This window comes from Paraburkholderia tropica, from assembly GCF_900109265.1.
GTDB classification, from domain to species: Bacteria; Pseudomonadota; Gammaproteobacteria; order Burkholderiales; family Burkholderiaceae; genus Paraburkholderia; species Paraburkholderia tropica.
Genome location: NZ_FNZM01000015.1, coordinates 213,404 through 237,263 on the forward strand (window position 1 = coordinate 213,404; position 23,860 = coordinate 237,263).

Consider the following 23,860-nt stretch of genomic DNA (forward strand, 5'->3'; position numbering starts at 1 on the left):
AGCGAGTGACCGGATCGGGATGAGTGAGGATATGGCTTCGGAACCGTTATTGCAGGTGCTCGGCGTGCACAAGCGCTTCACGGGCGTGCACGCGCTGCGCGGCGTTACGCTCACGTTCGAGCGCGGGCAGATCTATCACCTGCTCGGCGAGAACGGCTGCGGCAAGAGCACGCTCATCAAGATCATCTCGGGCGCGCAGCCGCCCGACGAAGGCGAGATCGTGATCGACGGCGCGCATCATGCGAGTCTGTCGCCGCTCGAATCGCTCGCGGCGGGCATCGAGACTGTCTATCAGGACCTTTCGCTGCTGCCGAACATGAACGTGGCCGAGAACGTCGGCCTCACGGCGGAACTCGCGGAACACGGCGGGCGCCTCTCGCGCACCTTCGACCGGCGCGAACTCGCGCGCACGGCGGCGCGCGCGCTCAACGCGGTGGGCTTGCCCGGCGACGCCGATTTTCAGGCCACGCTGATCGAACAATTGCCGCTCGCGACGCGCCAACTTGTGGCGATTGCGCGCGCCATCGCGAGCGAGGCGAAGTTCGTCATCATGGACGAACCCACGACCTCGCTCACGCAAAAGGAAGTGACGAACCTGATCGCCGTGCTCGCGCAGTTGCGCGCGAGCGGCGTGACCGTGCTGTTCGTGAGCCACAAGCTCGACGAATGCTATGCGATCGGCGGCGAAGTGATCGTGCTGCGCGACGGCCAGAAAGTCACGCAAGGGCCGATCACGAATTACACCAAGGCGCAGTTGAGCGAACTGATGACGGGCCGTTCGCTGTCGACCGAGCGTTATCGCGCCGCGTCGGCGGATGCGAACGTCTTGCTCGACGTACGCGGTCTCGCGCGCGCGGGCGCGTTTCGCGACGTGTCGTTCACGCTACATCGCGGCGAGATTCTCGGCATCACGGGGTTGCTCGATTCTGGCCGCAACGAACTCGCGCGCGCGCTCGCGGGCGTCGCGCCCGCGCAAAGCGGCAGCATCACGCTCGAAGGGCAAGCCATCTCGCTGGCCACGCCCGCCGACGCCAAACGCGCGCGCATCGGCTACGTGCCGGAAGACCGCCTGAACGAAGGGCTCTTTCTCGACAAGCCGATTCGCGACAACGTGATCACCGCGATGATTTCCAGCCTGCGCGACCGCTTCGGCCAGATCGACCGCGTGCGCGCCCGCGCGCTCGCCGAAGACACCGTGAAGGAATTGCAGATCGCCACGCCGAACGTGGAGAAGGCCGTGCAGTCGCTCTCGGGCGGCAACCAGCAACGCGTGCTGATCGGCCGCTGGCTCGCGATCGATCCGCGCGTGCTGATTCTGCATGGCCCGACCGTGGGCGTGGACGTGGGATCGAAGGACATCATCTATCGCATCATGCAGCGGCTTTCGGAGCGCGGCATCGGCATTCTGCTCGTGAGCGACGACTTGCCGGAACTGCTGCAAAACAGCGATCGCGTGTTGATGATGCGTAAAGGCCGCATCGCCGAGGAGCATCGCGCCGAAGGCTTGACCGAAGCCGAGCTGTATCGCGCGCTGCTCGCGGAGGCCGCGTGATGCACGCCGCGCATTCATTGCCGTTTCGTCCGATGTCGTTTCGCCCAATGTCGCTTCGCCCAATGAATCACACGCAGCAGGCAACCGCATGAGCATGAATCAGACCATGAGCACGTCCAACACCGTCGAAGTCGCGCGTCAGTCGCCGCCGCTGAACTGGCGCGCGAAACTCGCGCGCAATCCGGAGTGGTTCACCGGTACGCTGATCGTCATTACCTGCGTGGTTGTGGCGTCGATCAATCCGCGCTTCTTTCAGTGGGCCACGCTGTTCGACCTGCTGCATTCGGCGACCACGACCTCGCTGTTCGCGCTCGGCACGCTCGTGGTGCTGGCGTCGGGCGGCATCGACGTGTCGTTCACGGCCATCGGCGCGCTGACGATGTACGCGATCACCAAGGCCGTGTTCGCCTGGTGGCCCGATGCGCCGTTCGCGCTGATTCTCGTCGCGGGCGCGGTGGGCGGCGTTTTGCTGGGCATGATCAACGGGCTGCTCGTGCATCGTTTGCAGGCGCCTTCGCTGATCGTGACGATCGGCACGCAGTATCTGTATCGCGGGATGCTGCTGACTTTCGTCGGCACGGTGTTCTTCATGAATATCCCGCACAGCATGGATCATTTCGGGCGCATTCCGCTGATCGCCTACAAGACCGCCGACGGGCTCAACGCGGTGCTGCCCGCGTCCGCGATCGCGCTCGTGCTGGCCGCGCTGCTCACGTGGTGGCTGCTCAATCGCACGATGATGGGACGTGGCGTCTACGCGATGGGCGGCAGCACGGCGATCGCGGAACGCCTCGGCTTCAATCTGCGCGCGATCCGTCTGTTCGTGTTCGGCTACACGGGTTTTCTGGCGGGCGTGGCGGGCATTCTGCACGTCTCGAACACGCGGCTCGCCAATCCGTTCGATCTGGTGGGTTCGGAACTCGACGTGATCGCCGCCGTGATTCTTGGCGGTGCGCGCATCACGGGCGGCAGCGGGACGGTGGTCGGCACGCTGCTGGGCGTGGCGCTCGTCACGCTCATCAATAACGTGCTGATTCTGATCGGCGTGCCGAGCACCTGGCAGAAGGTGGTGATCGGCGCGTTCATTCTGGTTGCGGGGACGTTGTTCGCGCTGCGCCGGCGCGGCTGAGTTTTATCGACGTCGTCAACAAACCAGCAAACGGGCGGCCGTGTAGTGCACGGGCCGCCCGTCGCGCATTCAGGCCTTGTTGCGTTTGCGCGGCGCGGCGCCTTTCTCGGTGATGACCGACGCGAAGTCGCCCATCTGCGCGAATCGCCACGCTTTGACGACGCCGATTTTGCTTGCGTCCGCAACGAGATGGCTTTCGACGGCGCTCGCCATCGCGGCCTGCTTGAGCGCCACTTCGTGGAAATTCCAGCACGTCACGCCGCGCGCTTCGTCGATGCCGCCCGCTGAAATAAAGGCTTTGTTGATGCCCATTCGGCGCAGCATCTCCAGACTTTCGTCGCCCGCGAACGAGTCCGACGACGGCACGTACACGCCGCCCAGCAAGATCATGCGCACGTTGGGCATGCGTCGCAGCACTTCGGCCACGTTCAGCGAATAGCACACGGCCGTGATCTGCAGATGCGCGGGAATCAGGCGCGCGAACGCGGCAAGCGTGGTGCCGCAATCGATGAAAATGGTGTCGTTTTCGGCGATCAGACGCGCCGCATGCGCCGACGCCTGCGCCTTGGCTGCCGCGAAGTGATCCTTCTCGTGTTCGAGCGAATAGCCGGCGGCGTTGGGCACGTGCTCGGCGCTGACGATATAGCCGCCGAGATAGGTAAAGCGCTCGGGATTCGCGCCGATGTCGCGCCGCACGGTCATTTCGGACACGCCGAGCAGCGCGGCCGCGTCCTTCAGATGCATGACGTTGTGTTGGGCGAGCGCGTCGGCGAGCGCCTGCAGCCGGTCGGGTTTGGCCATGTGATCGTCCGCCTTGCGCGCCGGGGAGGGGCGCAAAATCCGTTAGATTTGTATCGATAACTTGATCGGATTATAACAAGGCGGGATGCCCGTGTGACCGCCAATGCAGATTTGCACGCGTTTTTAAGCGTGTTTTATGCGTGTTAAGGGATGCGTTACGACGTGCGCTCGGGCAGTGCGGAAGCTGCGGGCAACACGATGCGGATGCACGCTTCGTCGTCGCTGAACGCGCCCGTGAGCGTGCCGTCGTGACCCTTGACGATCGCGTGCGCGATATACAGGCCGAGGCCGAGTCCGCCGCGGTTGGACGGATTGTCGAGTGAGCCGCTCTTGAACGGATCGAGCAGCCGTTCGAACGGCGCGGCCGGACGTTCGAGCAGGCGATTGCGGATCTCGATGCGCGGTCCTTCGCTCGTGAGCGTGGCGGCGAGCGTGACGCCTTCGCGCGCGTCGCCGTGCTTGCGCGCGTTGCCGAGCAGGTTGGTGAGCGCCTGCGCAAGCCGGTCCGGGTCGATATAGGCGTTGCCGAGGTCGCCGTCGATGTGCACGTCGAGCATCATGCCCGGATGCGCGAGGCGCGTCTGTTCGGCGACCGATTCGAGCAGCTCGCGCAGCGGCGCGTCCTCGCGCTTGAGGCCGAGCCCCATGCCCGAGCGGATGCGGCTCACGTCGAGGATATAGCCGATCAGCGACTGCATGCGCCGCGTCGAGCCTTCCACGCGCTTGACCGTGTCGTTGCCGGAGGCGAGGCCGCGCCCCATCAGCAGCATCGCCATGTTGATGGTCTGGATTGGATCGCGCAGATCGTGGCCGAGCGTGGCGAGCAGCGTGGTTCTCGCGCGCTCCGATTCGCGCATCTGCACGAGCGCGATTTCCTGCAGGATCGAGCGCAGTTCGCGCGCGGCCAGTTGATCGAATTCGCTCCAGTCGCGGCAACGGCCCGTGACGGTCTGCTTCCAGACTTCGAACGAGCCGCGCGGCGTGAGGCGCGGGCCGTTCGGGCCTTGCGCCACGACCTTGTCGGGCGGCCCGGCCCAATGAATCGTTTCGACCAGTTCGTCGCGCAGCCACACGATCGTGATGCGGCTGTCGCCCTGCATCTGGATCGCGAGGCAGCCCGCCGCGCGGCTCGCGGCGAGTCCTTGCGCGAGCGTTTCGGGCAGCGCGTCGGCGGCGCTCGAACAGGCCAGATGATCGACGCGCGTGCGCGCCATGTGTTGTGCGAGTTCGAGCAGCGTTTCGCGGCATACGGCGTCGGCGTGCTTGCCGCGCGGCACCACTTCGTGATCGACGACGAGCGCGACCGCTTCGCAGTCGACGAGCGCGGCAATGTCGGGCGCGGCGCGCGCGAGTCCGGCGAGCGGCGCGTCGGCTTGCGCGAGTTCGCCGGCGATGCGCGCGCGCAGGTCGTGGATGCGGCGGTCGGCGTCGGCGCGCTGGGTCGCCTCGATCTGGCCGACGAGAATCGACACGATCTGCGTGAGCACCGTCGACGAAAGCCGCACCGCATGCGATGCGCGATAGGGCGTCATGTGATGGCAGGCGAAGAGGCCCCAGAGCTTGCCGTCGCGGATGATCGACACGCTCATCGACGCCGCCACGCCCATGTTGCGCAGATACTCGATATGGATCGGCGAGACGCTGCGCAGCACGGAATGGCTCAGGTCGAACGGCATGCCCGTTTGCGGATGCAGCGGCGGCTCGATCGGCACCGGCTCGGCGTTCACGTCGGCGATCAGGCGGATCGGATTGAGCACGTAGAGGCGGCGCGCCTGCTGCGGAATATCGCTCGCGGGATAGCGCTGCTGCAGGTAGGCGGGCAGGTCGTCGCGCCGGGTTTCGGCGATGACTTCGCCGCTGCCGTCGGCCATGAAACGATAGCCCATCACGCGGTCGAAGCCGGTCATCGCGCGGATCGCTTCGGCAGCGGCTTGCAGCAACTGCCCCACGTTCTCGTGGCGCGCGGCCTGCAAACGCTGGATCGCGCGCTGCGCGAACAGCGCGAACTGCGTGGCGGCCGGCGACTTCAGGCTGATCTGTTCGAACTCGATGACGAGCGTGTCGTCGGTCCAATGCATGATGAGATCGAAGCGCTCGCCCGACGCGCCCTTGCACTCGACGCTCTCGCTCGTCATCTCGCGGTCGGCGAGCGCGGCGCGGATCGTCTGGCGCGAGAGCGGGCTCAAATGAAGGTCGGTGATCGGCTCGCCCAGTTCGGGCACGGCGCCGAGCCACTCGCGCGCGTTGGCGCTGCGCGCGATCAGGCGGCCTTGCGTGTCGAAGCACAGCAGCGCGCCATGCGGCTGGACGCGGCCCAGCAGATGAATCGGCTCGCGGTCGCAGTTCGCGACGATTTCAGCGATTTCGGGCTTGTTCAAGGTCGGGTGGCTTCGGCTCTGACGGACGCGCGCAGAGGGCCTGCGGCTTTTGCGTAACTTTCGCATTGTCCGCGAAGCATGCGCGCGCTGCCAAGGAGAATCGTGGCGCGGGGCGCGATCCGATGCGCCGCGATTACGTGAGCCGATGCGGCGATGCGAACGGGCGAGGCGCGATCGTTGCGCGATGCGCTGCGGGTGCGAACTGTGGCGCGGCCCGCTGTGTCGCTCAGGCGCCCGTGCGCTCCGACTGCCGCGTGACGAGCGCTTCCGCCTTGCGCGCGGGCGTTTGCGCGGACATCTTCGCGAGCAGGGCAGGCAGCGTGCGGAAGGTCAGCACCGAACCGGCCACGGCGAGCAGCAGCGAGAACAGCAGGTCGTGGCTCGCGTGCGTAAACTCGACGATCAGCACGATCGCGGTGAGCGGCATCTGCATCGACGCGGCGAGGAACGCGCCCGCGCCGATCAGCGCGCACGCGCCGGGCGCCATGCCGGGCAGGAAATGATTCCAGACGCCGCCGAGCACGACCGCGAGCAGCGCGCCGTTCGTGAGGCCCGGCGTGAGCAGGCCGCCTTCGGCGCCCGCGCGCAGCGTCGACGCCTCGATCGCCACCTTGAGCACGAGCAGCGCCGCCGCGAGCCCGATGCCCAGTTCGCCGCCGAACGAGAGCGACGCCGCGCCCTTGCCGTTGCCCGCGAGTTGCGGAAAGACCATCGTGAGCGCGCCGATCGCCGCGAAATTCAGCACCGAGAGCGCGACGAGATTCACGCCGCGCGGCGCATGGGCGCGCGCGCTCGACGTCAGTTGCACGAAGCCATAGGCGGCGAGGCCGAACAGCGGCCCGCAGACGGCGGCCCAGATCAGCAGCGGCGCGCTCGCCACGAAGGCGGGCACGACGTATTGCTGCTCGTTGCCGAGGCCGCTCCAGGCGACGACGGCGGCGACGGTCGAGGTCACGAGCGCGGCGATCATCGCGCGCGGCGCGAAGGTGCCGAGCAGCACTTCGAGCACGAATACGGCGCCGCCGAGCGGCACGTTATAGACCGCGGCGAGGCCCGCGCCCGCGCCGCAAGCCACGATCAGGCGGCAGTCGTCGCTGGAGAGACCGGCGCGATGCGCGAGGCGTCCGGCGAACAGCGAGCCGATTTCGCGCGGCGCGACTTCGCGGCCGAGCGGCGAACCGAGCGCCACGGTCACGATCTGCAGCAGCGCGTGCACGACGGTGCTTACGAACGGCATGCGCGGATCGGCCGAGGCGACCGCCTTGCGGATGTTCACGAGCGGCTTGCCGTAGCGATACAGCGCGGCCCAGCCGAGACCCGCGACGAGCCCGCATGCGCTCAGCACGATCAGACGCCGCAGCGGTGCGGCGGCGCTCACGCCATCGAGAAAACTTTCGTGCCCGACGAGCTGCCCGAGGCTGTAGCCGTAAGAGATGTGCTGGACGAAGTGCAGCAGCAGCGCGAGCGCCATGCCGCCCAGTCCCGCGCCGACGCCCGTCAACACGGTGACGAGCGCGAAGGCGAGCGGTTTGCTGGGTGCGGCGGTGGCGGGACGAGCGTTCATGGCAGCCTGCTTGAGGGCATCGGGTTATTAATTACGGGATAACCCGCATGCTACCGGCTCGCGCGTATGTTTGTGGTGACTTATTTAGATGGATTGATGAGTTTGATGCATGAACGCCGCCGCTCAAGCGCTGTGCCGGCTCCGGGTAAAGCGTTGTTCGGTGACTTTCGTGCCCCACTGATCGCCTTCGGCTTCGCTGACGAGTCCGAATCCGAACGATTCGTAAAGATGGCGCGCCGCGTGCAGGCCCTTGAAGGTCCACAAATACGTTTCCTTGAAGCCCGCGTCGTCGACGAATTGCATCGCTTGCGTCATCAGTTGCCGCCCGACGCCCGCGCCGCGCAGGCTGTCGTCGACGATGAACCAGCGCAGGTGCGCGATGCCGGTCGCCAGGTCGCCGTCGATGGCCAGCGAGGCCAGCGCGCGGCCGTTCTCCATGTAGAGCCAGAGCGCCTTGCCGGTGGCGGGCAAGGCGCCCGCGAACGCGGCCAGTTCGGTCGCCACGCGCTGCTCGAAGAACGCGCCGAAGCCCCAGTGCGCCGAATAAAACCGCGCGTGCAGGCTCGCGATATCGCCGATACAGCCTGGCCGGTAGCCGTCGGCGATGGCGCCGTCGCGCGGGGAGTCGGCGGGTTTCGGGGCTGGCTTCGGATCCGACGTCGGGTCGGACTTCTGGTTGGGGTTGTCCTGCGAGAGCGCGTCGGCGTAGAGGGCGAGCGAGCGCACGAGCGCGTGCTGCTCGGACGGCACCATGCGCCGCAGTGCGTGCGAGACCTGATCGGTGGCGAAGCGGTCGATGCGCTGGCGCAGCGTTTCGCCCGCAGGCGTCAGATGCAGCAGCGACGAGCGGGCGTCTTCGGTGGAGGCGGTGCGCTGCACGAAACCGGCCGCTTCGAGTCGCGCGACCTGGCGACTGGTGTTCGATTTGTCGAGACGCAGGATCTGGCCGAGATCCTTTGCGCTGATGCCGGGCGTCGCGCCGATCTCGATGACGGCGTGCACGGCCGAAGGCGCGAGGTCGCTATCGGCGAGTGTTGTGCGCATAAAGCCCAGTTCGCGCACTAATTTCCGCGAAAAATCGCGTATTTCGAGAATCGTGCTATCTCGGGGTGTGACGGGAACATCGACGAAATCCATGGCGCGACTCGCATTGACCAGTGTGAACCGTCAATATAGTTGCGAGTCGCAACCAATTCAAGCGGCAAATTGGCGGCGGGCGTCGAGTGGCGTCGAGCAGCGTGGATGAGCGTCAGCGCGCCTTAGCTTTGCCCCGAATGGCGCAGCCGTTTGAGCACGAGCACGCAGAGCGCGGGCAGATGCACCACGCCCATGCCCGTGGCGATGACGGCCCACGGCGGCGCGGCGGGTCCGGCCAGCATCGCCGACATCACGCCGAACGCGAGCCCGACGAGCAACAGCACCGCGTGGGCGATCACGCGTTTGCGCAATCCGGCCGTGTAGCTCGGCAGGGTCACGTGGACCCAGGCGACGATCAGCAGGGCAACGGTGGTCACGGCGGCAAACATGCGATTTTTCTACCTTCTTTGCGTTCGATAAACGGGAGTGGCGGCGTTCGTTGCGTCCGTGGCGTCCTTCAGGAAGCTTCACGCCGCGTCTCAAACCCAACGTATAGCGTGTTCCACGCGATGCCGCAACGCACGCAGGCGGGCATCGCGATTGCGCTGAACGGGCAGTGAGAGGTCGCGAGCTTTCAACGGAGGTCAGCCATCATGAACGACGAACGCGAAGAACGCATCCGCCGCCGCGCGTATCAGCTTTGGGAAGACGACGGTTCGCCCGAAGGCAAGGCCGACGAATATTGGGGCCGCGCCGAAAAGCAGGTCGCCGCCGAATACGATGCCGAGGGCGAAGTGTCGGACGTCGCCACCGATCAGGCGTCCAAGCGCCGTCACGCCGGTGCGCCGCTTCAGGAGGCGGATGTGATGCCGCCCGCCGAACTCGCGCGCGACAAACGGCGCGGCTGACCGGCTTCCTCGTCTTCTGACTGCGCGACGCGGTCCGCACGACCGCCGTACACGCTTGCCAGCCGAGCCGTTCGCGCGAACGGATGCCAGGCACGGGTGCTAAACTCGTGCGCAGGAGATGGCATTCCTCCTGCATTTTCCCCAACCGCCGGACCGGCAGCGCTGCTTCCTGCTCCGGCTGATGATGCCTGCGAGTCCTGGGTCGGGACGCCGCGGGCTTGCGCCTGGCGTGTCACCGCCCAGCGTGTTCAGCGCATCGACCATCGCGCACGCGTCGGAGAGAGCCATGCAAGGCAGCCAGCTGACCATTTACGTAGCGAACCAGACCCATCGCGTTCATCACCTTCCCATCGTCGAATGGATACTCGACGAAGCACGGCAAGCCGATATTCCCGGCGCCACGGTCGTCCCGGTGGCCGAGGGCATCGACACGCAGGGGCGCTATCATGCGGCGCGTTTCTTCGAGCTCGCGGAGCAATCGGTGGCGATCGCCTTGATTGCCGACGATGCGCGTATCGACGCGTTGCTCGGCAAGCTTGCGGGCGCCGGCGTGCGTCTGTTCTATACGCGCGCGCCGATCGAATATGACTCGCTGGGCGAGAACGCAAGCGACGACTGAAGCGCCGACCAAGGCGAAAACGCAAACGAGCGCGGTTCGGCGTGATCATCGCGTAGAGCGGATTGGCGAACCCGGCGCGAACGTCCGCGCAGTGGCCGGTGAACTAGAATGGAAACGTATCCCGCAGGCATTCCGCCACGCGGGCGAGGCGCGTCATGCACGGCTATCAGCTCACGTTCTACACCGAACAGAATTGCCACCACGGTCATCGGACCGTGTGCGAATGGCTGCTGCACGAGGCGAAGCAACTCGGCATTCAGGGCGCGACCGTGATCCATTGCGCGCAAGGCACCGGCCACGCGGGCGAGCATCACGCGGCGCACCTGCTCAAGCTCGCCGACCAGCCCGTGCAGATCATGCTCGCCGTCACCGAGGACGAAGCCGAGCGTCTGCTCGACGCCGTCAAGGCCGCGCAGGTGAAGGTGTTCTACACGCGTTCGCCGGTCGAGTTCGGTCTGATCGGCGAACACGCGGCGCCCGCCGCGACGAAGCGCTTCGCGCTGTTCGGGCGCAAGCCGCACTGAGTCCGCGAACCGGCTTCACGGCTTCATCCGCCGCAATTTGATCAGTTGCGGCGCGCAGGCTTGTCGCATAAAATCGCGGCACTTTCGGAGATGGCATTCCTCCCGTAACCGCACCGCTTCCCGGCGGCGCTGATGATGCCTACGAGTTCCTGGGTGCAGGAGGTCGTGGGCCGTCCATGCGACGCCTCCTGTCGCCCGGGTTTGACGTCGACTCAAACCTGGATCGCAATGAAATACCTGAAGTCTCTCGAATCGTTCGCGATGGTCGTGTACCTCGCGCGCTGGCTGCTGCTTTCCTGCGTGCTCGGCGCGCTCGCGGGCACGGCCTCGGCGGTGTTCCTCTTCGCACTCGATCTCGCGACCGGCACGCGCGTCGCGCATCCCTGGCTGCTGTGGCTCTTGCCGTTCGCGGGTCTCGCGACGGGCTGGGTGTACCTGCGCTTCGGCCAGTCGGTCGAGGGCGGCAATAATCTGCTCATCGACGAAATCCACGATCCGCAGAAAATCGTGCCCAAGCGCATGGGGCCGCTGGTGCTGGCGGCGACTGTCGTCACGCATCTGTTCGGCGGCTCGGCGGGGCGCGAGGGCACGGCGGTGCAGATGGGCGGCGCGCTCGCCGACCGCATCACGCATCTGCTCGGGCTCGGCCGCGAAGATCGCCGCATTTTGCTGATGGGCGGCATCGCGGCGGGCTTCGCGTCGGTGTTCGGCACGCCGCTCGCGGGCGCGATTTTCGGGCTCGAAGTGCTCGCCATCGGCCGCTTGCGCTACGACGCGCTGCTGGTCTGCGTGGCGTCGGCGCTGGCCGCCGATCAGGTGTGCCGCCTCTGGGGCATCGAGCACACCGTTTATACGATTCCGTTCGTGCCGCACGCGTCGGCGGCCGGACTGGCGTCGGCGATCGTCGCGGGCATCGCGTTCGGTCTCGTCGGCATGCTGTTCGCAGATTCGACGCACGCGTTGTCCGCGTTCGTGAAGCGCAAGATCGCCTGGGCGCCCGCGCGGCCCTTCGTGGGCGGCGCCGTCGTCGCGGTGGCGGCGACGGCGCTCGGCGTGCCGCAGTTTCTCGGGCTGGGCATTCCGACCATCGTGCAGGCGTTCCAGCAGCCGCTGCCGGTCTACGACTTCGCGGGCAAGTTCGCCTTCACGGTTGTCACGCTCGCGTCCGGCTTCAAGGGCGGCGAGGTCACGCCGCTGTTCTATATCGGCGCGACGCTCGGCAACGCGCTCGGCCACGTGCTCGCGCTGCCGATGCCGGTGCTGGCGGGGCTCGGTTTCGTCGCCGTGTTCGCGGGCGCGGCCAATACGCCGATCGCCTCGACGGTCATGGCGATCGAGCTGTTCGGCGCGGATATCGGCGTGTACGCGGCGCTGGCCTGCGTGGTCGCGTATCTGTTTTCCGGGCACACGGGCATTTATCGCGCGCAACGCGTGGGGCAGGCGAAGCATCCGCTGCTGCCGGCAGGCGTGCGGCTTTCGGAAATTCCGGCGCTGCGCCGCGCGCGTCGCGACGAGGCGCGTGCCGCGAGCGAAGCGAACTGAAATGAGCGAAGCGCCGGGTGTTTGACGGCGCGGCGCGTATCGCGTCAAAAGACGCGAAAATGGCGAGAGACTGTGAGCAAGGAGAAGTCGATGGACAAGCCGGAAGCGATCAACAGATTGCCCGACGCGGTGTGCGCGCGTTTCGACGGCACGCATCTCGATGCGGCGACGGGCGAGGCGATCCGCCTCTCGACGGTTGCCGCCGACGGCTGGCCGCACGGCGCGCAACTGAGTGTCGGCGAGATCCTCGCGCTGAGCGCGAGCGAATTGCTGATCGCGATCTGGCCGCAGTCGAACACCACGCGCAATCTGCGGCGCGACGGCCGTCTGACGCTCTCGCTGGTCCACGACGGCGCGATGCTCGAAATTCGCGGCGAGGCGAGCGAACTCGCCCAGTCGCTGCTCGATCTCGCGGTGTTCCGCGTGCGCATCGTCTCGGTCGACGGACATCGCGCGACATACGCCGAGGTGCTCAACGGCGTGACGTATCGCCTTCACGAACCGGAGAGCGTGCTCGCGCGCTGGCGCGAGCAGATTGCGAAGCTGCGCGCGATTATCTGAGCGCAGCGCGGCGGTTTAGTCCTGCTTGTCCGCTTCGGACCACGAATCGGCTTCCTTCGTGTCGCCCGTCACCGAATACAGCACCTGCGTATTGCGCGTCTTGAGGAAATCTTCGAGCGCTTCGCCGCGCATGGCCGCGTAAATGTGCAGATTCGAGGTGCCGACCACCGCGCCGAGTTTCTCCAGCATGAAGAAAATCACGCCGTAGTGGATCAGCCCGCGCCAGTCGCGGCGGCGCACCAGATCGCGTTCTTCTTCGCTCAGGCCTGCGGCTTCGAAGGTGCTTTCCGGATCCTCCAGGAAGGCGCGGCGATGCGATGCGTCGATCAGCTCGTGCAGATATTTATTGAGCCGATACGCCTTCACGCTCGTCGCCACATCGAACGGATAGGTGCCCGTAAGCGTTTGCGCGCCGTCGAGCTGACGCGCCATGTGCGCGCGATGGCGCGCCTGCGCCTCGCCCGGCAGCGCCGCCGCCGTGTTTTCGAGCACGAGCGTACCGATGCCCGTCATCGACGGCAGGTAGTAGCCGCTGTGCACCTTCTTCACGCTGGACGCGAGCGCGCCGCGCATGATCAGCCACATGATGACTTCCGCGCCTTCGAGGCCGCCCAGTTCGGCGTACTCGGCGTGCGTGAGTTCCGCGAGCGCTTCGGGGTCGTTCGCGATGGCGTCCATGAACTGATGGTCCCACGGCACGTTGTTGAAACCCGCGCGCTCGCCGTGAACCTGGTGCGAGAGGCCGCCGGTCGCCATCACGACGACGCGCAGATCCTCGGGATAACTTTCGACCGCGCGGCGCAGCGCCTGGCCGAGCCGGAAGCAGCGGCGCGCGCTCGGAATCGGGAATTGCAGCACGCCGACCTGAAGCGGCACGACGCGCACGGGCCAGCCCCGCGCGTCGTGGTCGAGCAGCGCCGACATCGGCGAGAAAAAGCCGTGATCGAGCGGCTTGTCCTGGAAGAACGCCATGTCGAATTCGTCGGCCACGAGGCTGCGGGCGATGTGCTGCGCGAGCTGCGTATCGCCGCCGATGGCGGGCAGGGCGCGCGCGCCGCCGCCTTCGTCCGCGACTTCATAGCGCTCGCCGATGCCGAGCGCGAACGCCGAGTAATGATCGAAGAAGAACGAGGTGACGTGGTCGTTGTAGACGTAGACGATGACGTCCGGCTTCTGCTCGCGCAGCCAGCGCTTGACCGGTTCGAAGGTCGCGAAGATGGGCGCCCAGGCCGGGTCGTCCTGTTTGTGCGCGTCGAGCGCGAAACCAATGGTGGGCGTATGCGAAACGGCGATGCCGCCGACGATCGTGGCCATGAGTCTCCTCCTGCTGGCGGTTTATTTGGGCGAATGCGCCGACTCTAAACTTGCGTGCAGGTTATGTAAATTGACTTTGAGCGTGACTTTCCATAACCTCAGGTGATGAATTTCGACGACTCATTCGACCCTGATCACGCCCCTGGAACACCCGCCGCCACGCGCGCGCTGATCGCCGCGCGGCTGCGTCTGCGGCATCTGAACTGCATCGTGGCGATCGCCCAGGAGCGCACGCTCGCGCGCGCCGCCGCGCGGCTGAATCTGAGCCAGCCCGCCGTGTCCAAGACGCTCGCGGAGCTGGAGCAGTGGGCGGGCGCGCGGCTCGTCGAACGCGGCCGCAACGGCGCGGCGCTCACTGCGGCGGGCGAGCATTTTCTGCGTTACGCGCTCGATGTGCGGCGCGCCGTGGAGGCGTCGGCGTCGGCGCTGACGCGCGAGGATCTGGCGCGCGTGCAGTCGGTGCGGATCGGCGCGCTGCCCACGGTCGAGGCGGCCGTGCTGCCGCCCGCGATTCTGCGCGTGCAGGCCGTCATGCCGCAACTGGGCGTGAAGATCCACTCCGATTCGAACAGCGAATTGCTGCGTGCGCTGAAGGCGGGCGAGGTCGACCTGATGATCGGACGCATGGCCGAACCGGCGTCGATGCAGGGCGTTTCGTTCGAATATCTCTATACGGAGTCGCTGGCGATGGCGGCGCGCGCCGGGCATCCGCTCGCGCGCGCGGGCGCAGCGCCCACGCTGGAGGACGCGCTCGCGTACCCGCTCGTGATCGCGGGCGAGCAGACCGCGCCGCGCCATCACACCGAGGCGTTTTTCGAGTCGCGCGGGCTCGCCTTGCCGCCCGGTTGCGTCGAGACGCAGTCGGCGGCGGTGGCGCGCGCGGTGGTGCAGGCGTCGGATGCCGTGTGGATCGTGCCGCTGCGGGTGGTCGAGCAGGAACTGGCGGCGGGCGCGCTGGCGCGCATCGAGGTGCCCGCGCCGCACGGCGTCGAGCCGGTCGGCATGCTGCGGCGCACGACCGTGCCGCTGTCGGACGCGGCGCAGGCGTTCATGGAGGCGCTGCGCGAGGCGCAGGGAGGCGAGGGGAAGGGCGGCGGGAAAGACTAAAAGAAATTACATCTGGCGGATAGCGTTCGAAGGAGTCGCATCGCTTAATCTGCGTGCATTCCATCACGGGTCCGCGCCCACACGCGGATAGCGCCATGCGACGTCTCTCCCGAATCCTGGTCGCGCTGCTTGCGACGTTCTGCAGTCTGTCCGCGTTTGCCGCGCCGCGTCTCACGCCGCAACAGTGTGCGGATTACCCGTTCAAGCCGGTGGCCGCGGGCAAGGTCACGCACAAACAGTTGATGCGCGAACTCGGCGAACTGGAGGCCCGGGGTTACGACCCGGGCTCCGACGACGGTGTGTATCCGAGCGATCTGCAAGCCGCCGAAAAGCAGTTGCACGTCGATTACCGCACGCAATGCCGTCCGGTCAGCGGGACCTGACGGCAGCTTCGTTACGCGATGCGCGCATTGCACGCATCGCACATGACGTCGCTTAGAACGCGATGGCCACGCCGAACATCGCGACGAACTGGTTCGCGGTTGACGACGGCGAGGTGTTCTGCGAGTCGCCGACCACCGGCTGGGCGTCGATGATGTCGCCCGCGCCGTTCGCGCCGAGCGTCTTGCCCGAAGCGTGCTGGTACGCCTGGATCGTGTAGAGCGTGGTGCGCTTCGAGAGGTGATACAGCTCGCGCAGCGAAATCTGCTGATAGCGCGCGGCGTCGTGAATGCCGTTCGCCGCCGACGCGCGCGTGTAGCTGTAGCCGCCCGACACTTCGAACGGCGTGCTCACGCGGTAGCTGACGAGCGCGCCGTAGGTGTTGAACACGGCGGTGTCGGTGAACATCGAGTGCGAACCCGGACGGTAGAGCACGTTCGAGTAGTTCACGCCGAACAGCAGGTTGCCGACCGTGTACGTCGCCAGCGCCGCGAAGTGCTGCACCGCGCGCGCCGACAGATAGCCCTGGTTGAGGACCGAATGCGGGAACGTCGCGCTGGCGGACGTATCGAAACCGCCCGTGTAGGTGCTCGTGTTTTCCATCCGCAGATAGCCGGCCGCGACCGAAAGCGGGCCGCCGTCGTAGCGCAGCGCCGCGCTGATCAGATTGCCGCTTTGCATGCTGCCGGGCTGGCCGCCGAAGCCGTATTGCACGCTGCCGCGCACGCCCGCGATGGTCGGCGAGGTGTAGGTCACCGAGCTGTTCGAGCGGATATCCGTGTCGAAACCGTCGATGTCGCCGGGGTGCGCGCCCGTCGCGCCGGTCAGGTACGTGACCGGGCCGAGCGTGCCCGCGAGCAGATAGTAGGGCGTGTACTGGCGGCCCATCGTGAGCGTGCCGAGGTGGCTGTCCTGCAGGCCGACGAACGCGTAGCGATTGAACGCGAGGCCCGCCGACTGCTGCGCGCCGGTGCCCGGATCGAAACCTTCCTGCAGATCGAAAATCGCATTGAGCGTCGAGCTCAGCGCCTCCGAGCCCTTGAAGCCGAACTTCGAGGCGTAGAGGTTGCCGTTGCGCATGTAGACGTTCGAATGACCGCCCTGGTTATTCGCGTAGGAGATCGCTTCGTCGACGTTGCCGTACAGCGTCAGGCTGCTTTGCGCATGCGCCGTTTGCGACAGCATCGCCGCGCACATCAGGAGCGAGCCGCTCCAGAAAAGGTGTTCTGTTTTCATGATTGTTGCCGCGAAGTTTGCGTGGCCGCTGTCTTCGTCGTGTTTTAGGTGTCTTCACGTACGCGCCCCCGCCGGTCGGATCGACGGCGGGGGCGCGTTTTCAAATTTGAACCGAGTGGTTAAAAGCGGGGCGGCAAGTCGCGTTGACGTCCCGCTTTTTGTCTGCCTCTGCGGCCGGGTTTAGTGGCTGTCCGGCAGTGCGTAGGCGATCACATAGTCGCCGCGATCCGGCGACTGGCGTGCGCCGCCCGCCGAGATCACGATGTACTGCTTGCCGTCGATCGTGTAGCTCATCGGCGTGCCCTGGCTGCCCACCGGCAGACGCGCCTTCCAGACTTCCTTGCCGGTCGAGCTGTCGAACGCGCGCAGGTAATAGTCCTGCGTCGCCGCGAAGAACACCAGACCGCCGCCCGTCGTCAGCGAACCGCCGATGGTCGGCATGCCGATCGGCGTGGGCATGTGCATCTGCACGCCGTACAGACGCGTGTCCTTGACCGTGCCGAGCGGCACTTGCCACGCGACGCTGCGCGTCTTCAGGTCGACCGCCGTGAGGCTGCCGAACGGCGGCTTCTGGCACGGAATGCCCAGCGGCGAGAAGAAGCGGTCCTTGGTGACCGAGTACGGCGTGCCGCCGAGCGGTACCGCGCCCATGCCGGCGTTGACGGCTTCGTTGCCGTCGGAGGTGCCGCCGCGCTGCTTTTCCTTCACGAGATGCACCCAGAGGCCGAGGCGCATGTCGTTCACGTAGATCATGCCGGCGTTCGGGTCATACGACAGACCGCCCCAGTTCATGCCGCCGAGCGAGCCCGGGAAGCTGAGCGCGTAGTCGGTGTCCGGCGCGGTGAACAGGCCGTCGTAGCGCATGCCGCGGAAGGTGATGCGGCACATCAGCTGGTCGATCGGCGTAACGCCCCACATGTCGGCGTCCTTGAGCACTTCGGCGCCGATCTGCGGCATGCCCACGGAGAGCGGCTGCGTCTTCGCGTACGGCTCGTTCGGAATCGTCGCGGGCTTGACCGGATGCTCGACGACCTTCGTGAGCGGCTTGCCGGTCGCGCGGTCGAGCACGAACAGCTGGCCCATCTTGGTGCCGACGATCAGCGCCGGCACTTTCTTGCCGTCTTCCATCGGGAAGTCGATCAGGGTCGGCTGCATCGGCACGTCGTAGTCCCACAGATCGTGGTGCACGGTCTGGAAGTGCCACTTTTCAGCGCCGGTGGTGGCGTCGAGCGCGAGGATCGAGCCGCCGTACTTTTCGTCGAGCGCGGTGCGCTTGACGCCCCACAGGTCGATCGCCGCGTTGCCGACCGGCATGTAGACGGTGTTCGAGGTCGCGTCGTAGGTCATCGGCGCCCACACGTTCGGCGTCGAACGCGTGAAGGTCTTGCCGGTGGCCGGTGCGGCGTGGTCTTCCGGCTGGCCCGGATCGAACGCCCACTTCATCTTGCCCGACATCACGTCGAAGCCGCGGATCACGCCGCCCGGCATGTCGAGCGAGACGTTGTCGGCCACGCGGCCGCCCACGACCACGGTCGTGCCCGCGACGGTCGGCGCCGAGGTGAGCTGGTACAGCGGGCTCTTGGCCTTGCCCAGACCCGCCTTCAGGTCGACGATGCCGTGATCGCCGAAGTCGTCGCACAGCTTGCCGGTGTCGGCGTCGAGCGCGACGAGCTTGGCGTCGATCGTGTTCATGTAGATGCGGCGGCGGCATACGGCCGGATCGCCCGAAGCGGCGATCGGCGTGACCGGCGTCGAACCGGCGACCGTCGGCTGCACCAGCGGCAGGCTCGCGTCGAAATACGCGAGACCGCGGCAGCGCACCCAGACCGTGGTCTTGGTCGGGAATGCATGGCGCCACTTCTCGACGCCGGTGGCGGCGTTCACCGCGATCACCGTGTTATGCGGCGAGCACAGGAACAGCGTCTTGCCGACCTGCAGCGGCGTTTCCTGGTCTTCCGAGCCGCCGCCGTCCGGGCTGAGCGGCACGTCGCCGGTGTGGAAGGTCCATGCGACCTGGAGATTCTTGACGTTGTCGCGCGTGATCTGCGTGTAGCCCGCGAAACGGTCGCCGCCGTCCGAATGGCCGTACGCGGTCCAGTCGCCCTTGCCCGCGGTGCCCGCGACCGGCGCGGTCTCGACGCCGAACTTGCCGTGCGGCACGAACATGCCCCACACGAAGCCGGCGTTCACGACCAGCAGCAGGGCCGCGATGCCCCACGCCGCGCCGCGCGCCGGCGACTTGCCTTCGCCCTTGCGCAGCACCGGCCAGAGCGGCGCGAGCAGCATGCCGATCATCGAGAACATGAAGACGCGCGTGTTGAGCGGCCAGAAGTCGAAGCCGACTTCCCACAGCGCCCACAGCGCGGTGGCGATCAGCATGACGAGGTAGATCGGGAACGCGCTGGCGCGGCGGCGCGCGAGCTGGACGCCCGTTGCGCAGAGCGCGAGGCCGGCGAGCAGGTAGTACCAGCTGCCGCCGCGCGCGATCAGCATGCCGCCGCCGATCGTGAAATACAGGCCCAGCACGAGCCCGACGAGGCCCGCGAGGGTCAAGCCCACGCGCGCCGCTTTGCACATCTGTTGTTTATCTGATTCTGAAGGTTGCTTCGACATCGCTCTTTCTCGTTGTGACGCTCAAGTCCATCCGGTCCAGGCTCCGCAAGTCATTGAGGGACAAAGCGTCGCACCGGTTTCTAGATTAACTACTTGGTACATTTTATTGCTAAAATCGAAATCTTGCCGGGAAACGCGCAAGGGTGTCGGGGGAATGGCACAACGCGCACGCGCGTGCTTGCCGCGCGGTCGGATTGGGGGAGCCGTTTTCGTCGTGGTCGCGAGAATCGCTTGTCGACCGAATCTGTACGGCTGACTTAGTCAGTCATCCTGATCGTGAGCTTCGTGCGCCCGTCGATCCATCCTGGTTCGATATATGCCGGCATGCGCCGACATCGCCGCTCGTCGCCGAACGCGAAAATCCGTAAAATCGCTGCTAAAAAACCGCATGCTGCGCGTAAGGTTCGGCAACTTCCCCGTTCTTACCACTCGTTACACATATAACAAAGTCGGTCGTATTTTCTCCGTCGGCCTGAAATAAGATGTGCCGTTGTCGACGAGAGACGAGCATGGGTCCGAACAGCCAACCGCAACCGCTATTCAAGAAACGCCTGGGTTTTCTTGGCATCCACGGCCTGCGCCACGGCGCCGAGCCGGGCGGCGCGCCGTTTGCCGAATCCTCCGATCCGGAGGTCGTGCGGCACGATTCGAATCTGCTCGGCCGCGACTTCGTGGTCGGCGATCTGCACGGCTGCGTGAGCGCGCTCGAACAGCTGCTCGGCGAGGTCGAATTCGACGCCGGGCGCGACCGTCTGTTTTCCGTGGGCGACCTGATTGACCGCGGAGAGCAGAGCGAACGCGCGCTGGCCTTGCTTGAGCACGACTGGTTTCACGCGGTGCAAGGCAATCACGAAGAGGCGCTGTGCGCGGTCGTCGACGGCCGGTTGCCGCGCGAACGCTGGTACGAGGTGGGCGGCGACTGGGCGTGCTCGCTCTCGGACGGCGAACTGGCGGTGCACGCCGCGCGGCTGCGTGTGCTGCCGCTCGTGCGCATCGTCGGGGAAGGGGACGCGCGCTTCAATATCCTGCACGCCGAGTTCCGCGGCAACGACGACCAGCTCGCCGCCGGCCATTTCGAGGCGGCCGTGCGCCGCCGCCTGCTCTGGGGCCGCGATCTGGCGTTCAGCGTGTCGCCCTCTCAGCAAGCCTTGTCCACGACTTATTGCGGTCACACGACCATGCGCGACGTTCGCCGCATCGGCGCGCATATGTTTATCGATACCGGCGCGTGCAGCCCCGGCGGCAAGCTCACGCTCGTCGAAGCGGGCACGAGCCGCGTCTGGTCGAGCTTCGCCTAAGCGCGCGTCCGCCTGACTTTTTCACCGCGTTGCACTTCAGCGTCGCGCGGCCGCCACGCCGCGCTATTCACGCTGCATCATTTGTCTTGCCAGCCCTCCATCACTGAATGATAATAATTATCATTCAGAACTAATCGTCGCCCGCTTGCGTCGCCTGCCGCCGCCGGACCGATTGGACAGGCTCAATACATACCGATTCAGTGGTCGAACGCTATTACCGCGAACTGTTGCGTTTTCTTTCCCGGCTGGTGAAAGACGGTGACACCGCTTCGGATATCGCCCAGGAAAGCTACGTTCGCGTGCTTACGCTGCGCGACTCCGGCGCGACCATCAGCGACCCGCGCGGCTTGCTCTATCGCACTGCGCGCAATCTCGTCATCGATACGCATCGCCGTGCTACAGTCCGCGCTCAATCGGTCGTCGACGAACTGGACGAGATCGACGAGCCCGCCGCCCACGTGTCGAGCCAGCCCGAGCAGGTATGGGAATCGTCGCGCCGCACCGAGGCGCTGGTCGCCGCGATCGACGCGCTGCCGCCGCGTTGCCGCGAGGCGTTCGTCCTGCACAAGTTCGACGGGCTGAGCCACAGCGAAGTGGCCGCGCGCATGGGTATTTCGCGCAATATGGTCGAAAAACACATCATTCGCGGCGTGCTCGCCTGCAAGCAGCGCATGACGGCCTTCGAGGGCGCGGACAGTCAAGCGACCGTCGCCGCCGAATAAAAAACGATGCAAGGTTCTTCGATGTCAGGTTTTGGCTTCGTCGCGCGTCTTCATAGAGGTACGCGCTGACGATATGACGATGGAACGACCCCAACTCCCCGAGACGACCGACGCCGGTCTCGACGCCGATGCCGAACTCGACGCGCAGGCCGCGAACTGGCTCGTGCGGCGTCAGCGCGGCCTGAGCGCGCGCGACGAAGCCGACTGGCAGGCCTGGCTCGCGCGCGACCCGGCGCATCGTCGCGCTTACGGGCAGGTCGCCGAGATCTGGCAGGCGCTCGACCACATCCCCCAGCAGGATCTCGCGCGCTATCGCGCTGAAATCGCGGCGAGCCGTGCGCGCGGCGCACCGGCGTCGCCGGGCCGTCGCGCGTTCATGCCGCGCTTCGCGCTCGCGGGGACCGCTTTCGCGGCAGTGGGCGCGGGCGTGGTCGGCTGGCAATACTGGCAGAGCACGCCGACCTTCAGCGCGGTCTTCACCACCCGGCGCGGCGAACTGCAGACCGTGTCGCTGCCCGACGGCAGCAAGATCGAACTCGATACCGACACGCACGTCGAGGCGCGGCTGTTCCGGCATCGCCGCGAAGTGCGGCTGGTGCGCGGGCAGGCGATGTTCGCGGTGCAATCCGATCCGGCTTGCCCGTTCAACGTGCTCGCGCAGTCGGTCACGGTGACGGTGGTCGGCACGCGCTTTTCGGTGCGATGCACGGAAACCGGCCTCGAACACGGCACGGTGCGCGTGGAGGTGGAGGAAGGGCGCGTGCGCGTCGCTGCCGCGCCGCAACCGGACGCCGCGCCGCACAGCGTCGAACTCGCCGCGGGAGAGGCCGTGACGACCGGCGCGAACGGTCTGCCCGGCCAGATCGAGCCGATTGCGCCCACGGCGGTCGCGGTCTGGCGTCAGGGCCGCGTGGCGTTCAACAACACGACCTTGCTGCGCGCGCTGCAGGAATTCGCGCGTTACGGCGCGACCAATGTGGTGGTCGACGATCCCGTGGTGGCGCAGATGCGGCTGACGGGCAGCTTCGACGTGCATCAGCTCGATCGCTTCGCGCATGCCTTGCCGCGCGTGCTGCCGGTGCGTCTGCGCCAGCGCGGCAATCTCGTCGAAGTCGTGCGCGCGGCCTGACGCGGCCGGATCTATCGACGTTCTTCCACGCTTTTCTACGCGCGCCCGGTCCCACCCGGGTGCGCGCCTCATTGTCCGCGCACGCGTTCCGGCCCCGCCCGGTGTTCCTAATTTCTTGCGAATTTGATTTGCATAATCCCTCGATCGGGCGTGGACCGCGCTCTCGGCATTGAGGCCAACACTATGCAAATCGGGCTTTTCGCGCATCGGCGCACGGGCGTTCTGACGGGCGCCCTGTTTCTCTCCTGTGCGCTGGCGGCGTGTTCGCACGACCAGAAAAGCGTGCAGAAAAAGGTGCAAACGGTGACCGTGGAAACGGTCAAGACCGTGCCGTACGCGCAATCGTCCTCGATGCCGGGGCGCGCAACCTCGTTCCTGACCTCGCCGGTCACGCCGCAAGTCACGGGCGTGATCCAGAAGCGGCTGTTCACCGAAGGCAGCGTGGTGCGCGAAGGCCAGGTGCTTTATCAGATCGATCCCGCGCCGTATCAGGCGACGTACGACGCCGACAAGGCCGAACTCGAAAAAGCCCAGGCGGCGCTGCTTTCCGCGAAACCGATTGCCGAGCGCGACCGCTCGCTCGCGGCCATCGACGCGATCAGCAAGGAAACGCTCGAAGAAGCTGAGGCGACGCTCAAGCAGGACGAGGCGACCATTGACGCCGACAAGGCCGCGCTCGAAAGCGCGCGCATCAATCTGGGCTATACGCGCGTGACCGCGCCGGTCACGGGCACAATCAGTGCTTCCGCCTACACGCCCGGCGCGCTCGTGACGGCCGATCAGACCACGGCGCTCGCGACCATCTACGCCTACGACCCGATGTATCTCGACGTGACCGAGTCGAGCACGGACGTGCTCGCGCTGCGCAAGAAGTTCGCGAGCGGCGAATATAAAACCGACGCGAACGGCAATGCCAAGGTCAAGATCACGCTCGAAGACGGCACGACTTACGCGCACGAAGGCACGCTGCAATTCGCGGGCGTGGGCGTCGATCAGACCACGGGCACCATCACCTTGCGCGTGATCGTGCCGAATCCCGAGAAGCTGTTGCTGCCGGGCGAATATCTGCATGCGGTCGTCGATCAGGGCGTGAACCAGAGCGCGATTCTGGTGCCGCAGCAGGCGGTCGTGCACGATCAGCGCGGCAACGCGACGGCGCTGGTCGTCGATGCGCAGAACAAGATCGAGTCGCGCACGCTGATGCTCGCGGGCACCGCGAACAACAACGAGTGGGTCGTGACGGGCGGACTCGCGACGGGCGATCGCATCGTCGTGGCGGGCTCGCAGTTCGTGAGCGTCGGCGACACGGTGAAGGCGACCGAAGCCACTGAAGCTACCGACGCGACCGAGGCCACCGAAGCGGCCGCCGCGTCGTCGCCGTCGTCGTCGCCTTCGGCGAACTGAG

Annotated in this window: 21 protein-coding genes and 2 riboswitches; of the genes, 13 read left to right on the forward strand and 8 right to left on the reverse strand. The window is 66.4% G+C overall.

Annotation, left to right across the window (positions count from 1 at the left end; genetic code table 11):
• The first annotated feature begins 19 nt into the window (after nucleotides 1–19).
• Both BMY06_RS25360 and BMY06_RS25365 read left to right on the forward strand, forming a co-directional pair.
• Nucleotides 20–1,552, forward strand: coding sequence for a sugar ABC transporter ATP-binding protein (locus tag BMY06_RS25360; RefSeq protein WP_065065012.1), 1,533 nt, complete (start codon nucleotides 20–22; stop codon nucleotides 1,550–1,552).
• Nucleotides 1,553–1,640: 88 nt separating this feature from the next.
• Nucleotides 1,641–2,681 carry an ABC transporter permease gene (locus BMY06_RS25365; RefSeq protein ID WP_065065013.1) on the forward strand — a complete coding sequence of 347 codons (1,041 nt, stop codon included), beginning with the start codon at nucleotides 1,641–1,643 and terminating at the stop codon, nucleotides 2,679–2,681.
• Nucleotides 2,682–2,750: 69 nt separating this feature from the next.
• On the opposite strand, the gene BMY06_RS25370 is transcribed toward BMY06_RS25365, so the two are convergent.
• The 5 genes from BMY06_RS25370 to BMY06_RS25390 form a co-directional block, all read right to left on the reverse strand.
• Entirely contained in the window at nucleotides 2,751–3,482 is a 732-nt protein-coding gene (locus BMY06_RS25370) for a DeoR/GlpR family DNA-binding transcription regulator (RefSeq protein WP_074985987.1), read from the reverse strand.
• A 155-nt stretch (nucleotides 3,483–3,637) separates the two neighbouring features.
• Nucleotides 3,638–5,860, reverse strand: coding sequence for a GAF domain-containing protein (locus BMY06_RS25375; RefSeq protein WP_074985989.1), 2,223 nt, complete (start codon nucleotides 5,858–5,860; stop codon nucleotides 3,638–3,640).
• Nucleotides 5,861–6,086: 226 nt separating this feature from the next.
• On the reverse strand, nucleotides 6,087–7,424 hold the full coding sequence (locus BMY06_RS25380; protein ID WP_074985990.1) for a chloride channel protein: 1,338 nt from the start codon (nucleotides 7,422–7,424) through the stop codon (nucleotides 6,087–6,089).
• A gap of 123 nt (nucleotides 7,425–7,547) precedes the next feature.
• Nucleotides 7,548–8,561, reverse strand: coding sequence for a bifunctional helix-turn-helix transcriptional regulator/GNAT family N-acetyltransferase (locus BMY06_RS25385; RefSeq protein ID WP_065065016.1), 1,014 nt, complete (start codon nucleotides 8,559–8,561; stop codon nucleotides 7,548–7,550).
• Nucleotides 8,562–8,683: 122 nt separating this feature from the next.
• Complete coding sequence (locus tag BMY06_RS25390) at nucleotides 8,684–8,938, reverse strand: hypothetical protein (protein WP_161495542.1); 255 nt, start codon at nucleotides 8,936–8,938, stop codon at nucleotides 8,684–8,686.
• A 216-nt stretch (nucleotides 8,939–9,154) separates the two neighbouring features.
• Here BMY06_RS25390 and BMY06_RS25395 point away from each other — a divergent pair, with 216 nt between their 5' ends.
• From BMY06_RS25395 to BMY06_RS25415, 5 genes are all read left to right on the forward strand, one after another.
• The gene (locus BMY06_RS25395) at nucleotides 9,155–9,409 is read left to right on the forward strand and encodes a DUF2934 domain-containing protein (protein ID WP_065065018.1); all 255 of its coding nucleotides are present in this window, start codon (nucleotides 9,155–9,157) and stop codon (nucleotides 9,407–9,409) included.
• 105 nt (nucleotides 9,410–9,514) lie between these two features.
• A riboswitch (Fluoride riboswitch) is annotated at nucleotides 9,515–9,607 on the forward strand.
• 88 nt (nucleotides 9,608–9,695) lie between these two features.
• Nucleotides 9,696–10,028, forward strand: coding sequence for a DUF190 domain-containing protein (locus tag BMY06_RS25400; RefSeq protein ID WP_074985994.1), 333 nt, complete (start codon nucleotides 9,696–9,698; stop codon nucleotides 10,026–10,028).
• Between the two features lie 155 nt (nucleotides 10,029–10,183).
• Nucleotides 10,184–10,552 (forward strand): DUF190 domain-containing protein, encoded by a 369-nt coding sequence (locus tag BMY06_RS25405; RefSeq protein ID WP_074985996.1) that lies wholly within the window; start codon nucleotides 10,184–10,186, stop codon nucleotides 10,550–10,552.
• Nucleotides 10,553–10,629: 77 nt separating this feature from the next.
• A riboswitch (Fluoride riboswitch) is annotated at nucleotides 10,630–10,701 on the forward strand.
• 79 nt (nucleotides 10,702–10,780) lie between these two features.
• Entirely contained in the window at nucleotides 10,781–12,094 is a 1,314-nt protein-coding gene (locus BMY06_RS25410) for a voltage-gated chloride channel family protein (protein ID WP_074985998.1), read from the forward strand.
• 90 nt (nucleotides 12,095–12,184) lie between these two features.
• Nucleotides 12,185–12,655: a pyridoxamine 5'-phosphate oxidase family protein gene (locus tag BMY06_RS25415; RefSeq protein WP_074986000.1), complete on the forward strand. Its 471-nt coding sequence runs from the start codon at nucleotides 12,185–12,187 to the stop codon at nucleotides 12,653–12,655.
• Nucleotides 12,656–12,670: 15 nt separating this feature from the next.
• Here BMY06_RS25415 and BMY06_RS25420 read toward each other — a convergent pair whose 3' ends face one another.
• On the reverse strand, nucleotides 12,671–13,969 hold the full coding sequence (locus BMY06_RS25420; protein WP_074986002.1) for a gallate dioxygenase: 1,299 nt from the start codon (nucleotides 13,967–13,969) through the stop codon (nucleotides 12,671–12,673).
• Between the two features lie 105 nt (nucleotides 13,970–14,074).
• Here BMY06_RS25420 and BMY06_RS25425 point away from each other — a divergent pair, with 105 nt between their 5' ends.
• Nucleotides 14,075–15,076: a LysR substrate-binding domain-containing protein gene (locus BMY06_RS25425; RefSeq protein ID WP_074986004.1), complete on the forward strand. Its 1,002-nt coding sequence runs from the start codon at nucleotides 14,075–14,077 to the stop codon at nucleotides 15,074–15,076.
• Between the two features lie 95 nt (nucleotides 15,077–15,171).
• Entirely contained in the window at nucleotides 15,172–15,459 is a 288-nt protein-coding gene (locus BMY06_RS25430) for a DUF4148 domain-containing protein (RefSeq protein WP_065065024.1), read from the forward strand.
• 52 nt (nucleotides 15,460–15,511) lie between these two features.
• Here BMY06_RS25430 and BMY06_RS25435 read toward each other — a convergent pair whose 3' ends face one another.
• Both BMY06_RS25435 and BMY06_RS25440 read right to left on the reverse strand, forming a co-directional pair.
• On the reverse strand, nucleotides 15,512–16,693 hold the full coding sequence (locus tag BMY06_RS25435) for a porin (protein WP_065065025.1): 1,182 nt from the start codon (nucleotides 16,691–16,693) through the stop codon (nucleotides 15,512–15,514).
• Nucleotides 16,694–16,873: 180 nt separating this feature from the next.
• Nucleotides 16,874–19,306 (reverse strand): membrane-bound PQQ-dependent dehydrogenase, glucose/quinate/shikimate family, encoded by a 2,433-nt coding sequence (locus BMY06_RS25440; RefSeq protein ID WP_080180289.1) that lies wholly within the window; start codon nucleotides 19,304–19,306, stop codon nucleotides 16,874–16,876.
• Nucleotides 19,307–19,815: 509 nt separating this feature from the next.
• Here BMY06_RS25440 and BMY06_RS25445 point away from each other — a divergent pair.
• From BMY06_RS25445 to BMY06_RS25460, 4 genes are all read left to right on the forward strand, one after another.
• Nucleotides 19,816–20,604, forward strand: a complete 789-nt coding sequence (locus BMY06_RS25445; protein WP_080180290.1) for a metallophosphoesterase — start codon at nucleotides 19,816–19,818, stop codon at nucleotides 20,602–20,604.
• A gap of 200 nt (nucleotides 20,605–20,804) precedes the next feature.
• Complete coding sequence (locus tag BMY06_RS25450) at nucleotides 20,805–21,326, forward strand: sigma-70 family RNA polymerase sigma factor (RefSeq protein WP_065065027.1); 522 nt, start codon at nucleotides 20,805–20,807, stop codon at nucleotides 21,324–21,326.
• A gap of 79 nt (nucleotides 21,327–21,405) precedes the next feature.
• Entirely contained in the window at nucleotides 21,406–22,455 is a 1,050-nt protein-coding gene (locus BMY06_RS25455; RefSeq protein WP_065065041.1) for a FecR family protein, read from the forward strand.
• A 183-nt stretch (nucleotides 22,456–22,638) separates the two neighbouring features.
• The gene (locus BMY06_RS25460; protein ID WP_074986008.1) at nucleotides 22,639–23,859 is read left to right on the forward strand and encodes an efflux RND transporter periplasmic adaptor subunit; all 1,221 of its coding nucleotides are present in this window, start codon (nucleotides 22,639–22,641) and stop codon (nucleotides 23,857–23,859) included.
• Nucleotide 23,860: the final 1 nt, after the last annotated feature.

Bases quoted from the DNA above. Each gene is read 5' to 3' on its own strand.
- BMY06_RS25360 (WP_065065012.1), top strand. From the start codon at position 20: ATGAGTGAGGATATGGCTTCGGAACCGTTATTGCAGGTGCTCGGCGTG.
- BMY06_RS25365 (WP_065065013.1), top strand. From the start codon at position 1,641: ATGAGCATGAATCAGACCATGAGCACGTCCAACACCGTCGAAGTCGCG.
- BMY06_RS25370 (WP_074985987.1), bottom strand. From the start codon at position 3,482: ATGGCCAAACCCGACCGGCTGCAGGCGCTCGCCGACGCGCTCGCCCAA.
- BMY06_RS25380 (WP_074985990.1), bottom strand. From the start codon at position 7,424: ATGAACGCTCGTCCCGCCACCGCCGCACCCAGCAAACCGCTCGCCTTC.
- BMY06_RS25385 (WP_065065016.1), bottom strand. From the start codon at position 8,561: ATGGATTTCGTCGATGTTCCCGTCACACCCCGAGATAGCACGATTCTC.
- BMY06_RS25395 (WP_065065018.1), top strand. From the start codon at position 9,155: ATGAACGACGAACGCGAAGAACGCATCCGCCGCCGCGCGTATCAGCTT.
- BMY06_RS25400 (WP_074985994.1), top strand. From the start codon at position 9,696: ATGCAAGGCAGCCAGCTGACCATTTACGTAGCGAACCAGACCCATCGC.
- BMY06_RS25405 (WP_074985996.1), top strand. From the start codon at position 10,184: ATGCACGGCTATCAGCTCACGTTCTACACCGAACAGAATTGCCACCAC.
- BMY06_RS25410 (WP_074985998.1), top strand. From the start codon at position 10,781: ATGAAATACCTGAAGTCTCTCGAATCGTTCGCGATGGTCGTGTACCTC.
- BMY06_RS25415 (WP_074986000.1), top strand. From the start codon at position 12,185: ATGGACAAGCCGGAAGCGATCAACAGATTGCCCGACGCGGTGTGCGCG.
- BMY06_RS25420 (WP_074986002.1), bottom strand. From the start codon at position 13,969: ATGGCCACGATCGTCGGCGGCATCGCCGTTTCGCATACGCCCACCATT.
- BMY06_RS25425 (WP_074986004.1), top strand. From the start codon at position 14,075: ATGAATTTCGACGACTCATTCGACCCTGATCACGCCCCTGGAACACCC.
- BMY06_RS25430 (WP_065065024.1), top strand. From the start codon at position 15,172: ATGCGACGTCTCTCCCGAATCCTGGTCGCGCTGCTTGCGACGTTCTGC.
- BMY06_RS25435 (WP_065065025.1), bottom strand. From the start codon at position 16,693: ATGAAAACAGAACACCTTTTCTGGAGCGGCTCGCTCCTGATGTGCGCG.
- BMY06_RS25440 (WP_080180289.1), bottom strand. From the start codon at position 19,306: ATGTCGAAGCAACCTTCAGAATCAGATAAACAACAGATGTGCAAAGCG.
- BMY06_RS25445 (WP_080180290.1), top strand. From the start codon at position 19,816: ATGGGTCCGAACAGCCAACCGCAACCGCTATTCAAGAAACGCCTGGGT.
- BMY06_RS25455 (WP_065065041.1), top strand. From the start codon at position 21,406: ATGGAACGACCCCAACTCCCCGAGACGACCGACGCCGGTCTCGACGCC.
- BMY06_RS25460 (WP_074986008.1), top strand. From the start codon at position 22,639: ATGCAAATCGGGCTTTTCGCGCATCGGCGCACGGGCGTTCTGACGGGC.